This window comes from Clostridium senegalense, assembly GCF_018916625.1.
Classification (GTDB): Bacteria; Bacillota; Clostridia; order Clostridiales; family Clostridiaceae; genus Clostridium_J; species Clostridium_J senegalense.
The window spans coordinates 1-509 of record NZ_JAHLNC010000036.1; the positions used below are offsets into that span (position 1 = coordinate 1).

A 509-nucleotide genomic window follows, 5' to 3' on the forward strand; every position below is an offset into this window, starting at 1 on the left:
ACGCGGCGTTGCTGCGTCAGGGTTTCCCCCATTGCGCAATATCCCCCACTGCTGCCTCCCGTAGGAGTCTGGGCCGTGTCTCAGTCCCAATGTGGCCGTTCAACCTCTCAGTCCGGCTACCGATCGTCGCCTTGGTGGGCCGTTACCCCGCCAACTAGCTAATCGGACGCGAGTCCATCTCTCAGCGATAAATCTTTGATATTCCTGTCATGCGGCAAAAATATATTATGCGGTATTAGCGCTCTTTTCAGGGCGTTATTCCCCACTGAGAGGCAGGTTACTCACGCGTTACTCACCCGTCCGCCACTAAGTTAAGCAAGAAAATCCACTAGCAAGCTAGCATCATTTCAGCGCTTAACTCCGTTCGACTTGCATGTGTTAAGCACGCCGCCAGCGTTCGTCCTGAGCCAGGATCAAACTCTCTAAAAATGGTATCTTAATCCTTGCGGAATTAAAATCATTCTCAGAGCTAATCTGCTCAAAATTTCGCTTTCGCGTTTTGAATAATC

General features: G+C 50.5%; 1 rRNA gene. It reads right to left on the reverse strand.

Going from position 1 to position 509, the window contains the following annotated elements:
- Nucleotides 1-429: ribosomal RNA gene (locus KQI36_RS17650) — 16S ribosomal RNA — on the reverse strand; the annotation flags it as partial.
- Between the last annotated feature and the right edge of the window lie 80 nt (nucleotides 430-509).